1 protein-coding gene is annotated in these 3,235 nt (G+C 56.7%); it reads left to right on the top strand.

Translation table 11 applies throughout. From position 1 onward, the window contains the following. Positions 1–14: 14 nt before the first annotated feature. Positions 15–3,235 (top strand): AAA family ATPase (locus EN914_RS29445; RefSeq protein WP_245497867.1); only part of this gene is annotated, 3,221 nt, incomplete at its 3' end.

Below are 3,235 nucleotides of genomic sequence, written 5' to 3'. Positions count from 1 at the left end.
AAAAAGGGCGGCAGATGCTTCTACTGGAGGACTGCGGTGGTGTGCCTTTAGATGTCATCCTGGCGCGAGAGCAGCACCAGATGAACCTGACCCAGTCTTTCCGGCTCGCCATCGATCTGGCGCGGGCGGTTGGCCAGGCACACAAAAGCGGTTTAGTTCACAAAGACATAAAACCCGCAAATGTCTTTGTGGATAACGAGGGACGTGTCCACCTGACGGGGTTTGGCATCGCTTCGCGAATACCCAGGGAGAGGCAGATCCCCGGGCCACCTGAAGTCATAGCTGGCACGCTTGCCTATATGGCGCCTGAGCAGACGGGGCGAATGAACCGATCTGTCGACTCGCGTAGCGACCTCTATTCCTTGGGCGTCACGCTCTATGAGCTGTTTACGGGCGAATTGCCCTTCACCGCCACGGATCCGATGGAGTGGATCCATTGTCATATAGCGCGGATTCCTCTGCCGCCGAGTCAGCGTATCAAAGGTCTGCCATCTCGCATCGACGACCTTATACTGAAGCTGCTCGCCAAAGACCCCGAGGAGCGATACCGAACCGCGGCCGGGGTTGAAGCCGACCTGATCAAATGCCTGGAAGCCTGGGAATCGAAGTGCATCACGCCGGTGTTCGAACTCGGCCAGCACGATGTTTCAGACCGTTTGCTCTTGCCTGAAAAGCTGTATGGGCGCTCCGTTGAGGTTGAGGTCCTACTCGCTGCTTCCGATCGAGTAATGACGCACGGCGATTGTGAAATGGTGTTGATCACCGGTTATGCTGGTATCGGCAAGTCCTCCATCGTCAACGAGCTTCACAAAGCTCTCGTGCCGAGACGCGGCTTGTTCGCGTCTGGAAAATCCGACCAGTACAAGCGAAACATCCCTTATGCGACGCTTGCTCAAGCCTTGCAGGGTCTGGTTCGTCAGTTGCTGATCAAGAGTGATGCAGAACTGAAAACCTGGCGCGATGATCTTCTCGCTGCCTTAGGGCCGAACGGCCAGTTGATGGTTGATCTAATTCCGGAGCTCGCACTGGTAATCGGCGAGCAGTCAATGGTCGCCCAAGTTGACGCAAAATCCGCCCGGACGCGATTCCACACGGCTTTCCGCAACCTGCTTGGTGTTTTTGCCAAGGCCGAGCACCCGTTAGTATTGTTCATCGATGACCTCCATTGGCTCGACAGCGGCACGCTTGAACTTTTGGAGGGCCTTGTTACAGATCCCCAGGCCAGACACATCCTCGTGATCGGTGCGTACCGAACCAACGAAGTCGGCCCAACACACCCTCTGTTCCACACGCTCGGCACAATTCGCGGTGCCTCAGGAACTATCTCCGAGATAGTCCTTGGCCCGCTACAAGTAAGTGATCTTGCGCAATTGTGCGCCGACGCGCTGCATTCTGATGTGGCGCTAACGCGCGAATTGGCCGAGTTGATATTCGAGAAGACGGGCGGAAATCCCTTCTTTGCACTGCAGTTTTTGACGGCGCTCTCCGAGGAGGGGTTGCTTACATTCCAACCCGAAAGCGCATCTTGGCGATGGGACTTTGATAAAGTTCAGGCCAAGAGGATCACCGACAACGTGGCGCACCTGCTCTCCACCAAACTGACCCGATTTTCTGCCCAAACGCAGCGGACTTTGGGTCAGCTGGCCTGCCTGGGTCACATCGCGGATCGTCTTGCGGTCGCGCGAGTGCAGGAACGTTCACTTGATCAGATCGACGCGCAACTGGGAGCGGCCGTGCAGGCGGGTCTGATCCATCGTTTCGATGGGAGCTATGCTTTTTCGCACGATCGCGTGCAGGAAGCGGCCTACACACTGATTCCACTTGCCGAGCGAGCTGCCACCCACCTGCAGATCGGCAGGGCGCTTTTGGCGCAGATCCCACCTGAGGAACTCGAGGACAAGGTGTTTGAGATCGTCAACCAGTTCCACCGAGGCTCATCGGCAATCGATTGCACTGCAGAACGTGATCTCGCGGCGCAACTCCATTTGATTGCAGGGAAGCGCGCCCAAAATTCGAGCGCATATCGTTCTGCGCAAACCTACTTTGCAGCTGGTCGGAGCTTGCTTGAAGATGGCAGTTGGGAGCGCCAGTACAGGCTGACATTTGATCTGGAAATCGGGCAGGCAGAATGCGAGATTGTTGGGGGTGAGTTGGTTGGAGCCGAGGGCCGGCTTACGGTTCTCACGCAGCACGCCAGAGGTTTCAAAGATGAGGCCAATGTGGTGTGCCTTGCTGTCCTACTGTACTTCACAACGGGCAGGAGCGAGAGTGCGGTCGAGGTTGCACTTGCCTTCCTGTCCCGGAAGGGCGTCAACTGGTCATCGCGCCCAAGTGAGGCGGAAGTTCGCCGGGAATACCTTGAAATGCGCCGTCAGCTAGCGCGCCGGCCTGTGAACGACCTCATCGACCTGCCAGCTATGAGCGATCCGGACTGCATAGCTATAATGGCGGTGCTGACCGAACTGTTCCCGGCAGCGTACGCTGTGGATCGGTATCTGCTTGAAATTGTGCTTCTACGCATGACAAATCTGAGTCTGGAGCATGGCCACTGCCAGAGTTCCAGCGTTGCCTATTCCGCGCTTAACATGACGCTTGGCTCGCACTTCTCTGACTACGCGACGGCATACAGCCTAGGCCAGCTCGCTTGCCAATTGGTGGACCGACGCAGTGATGACCGCTTCAAGGCCCGCGTGTATTCGTGCTTCGCCGCTTTCGCGATGCCTTGGTTCAAACCCCTGCCCATTTGCCAGCCCTTGATGAGGGAGGCCTTCGAAATCGGCAGATCGATGGGGGATATGGCATTTGCCGCCTACAACTCTAGAAATCTCATAACGCATTTGCTTGTTTCGGGCGTGCCGCTTAGCCAAGTTCAGATCGAGGCCGACCAGGCGCTTGCTTTTGCAAGCACAATTCAGCTGGGCCTGCCAGCAGAGCGCTTCCTGGGACAGCTCTCGCTCATCCGCAACCTTCGTGGTGTGCCCTGCGGCAACAGTCCCGAAGACGAGGATTGGGCCAATCAGAACGTCGACACGCAGCCTCAATTGGCAATGATGGTCTGTTATCACTGGGTCTTTAGACTTCAAGAACGGTATTTTGCGGCCGACTATGCAGCAGCACTGGAAGCTTCGGGAAAGGTGGCTGGGATACGCTGGGCCATGCGGTCTTCCATCGAGGAGGCGGAGTACGATTTCTATTCAGCTCTCACCTGTGCAGCTGCAATTGATAACGCCTCGGA

Origin of the sequence: Mesorhizobium sp. M7A.F.Ca.CA.001.08.2.1 (assembly GCF_003998455.1) — a bacterium.
In the GTDB taxonomy this organism is placed as follows: domain Bacteria; phylum Pseudomonadota; class Alphaproteobacteria; order Rhizobiales; family Rhizobiaceae; genus Mesorhizobium; species Mesorhizobium ciceri.
The sequence above is the reverse complement of the archived record's forward strand: the minus strand, read 5'-3'. Positions and strand labels throughout refer to the sequence as shown.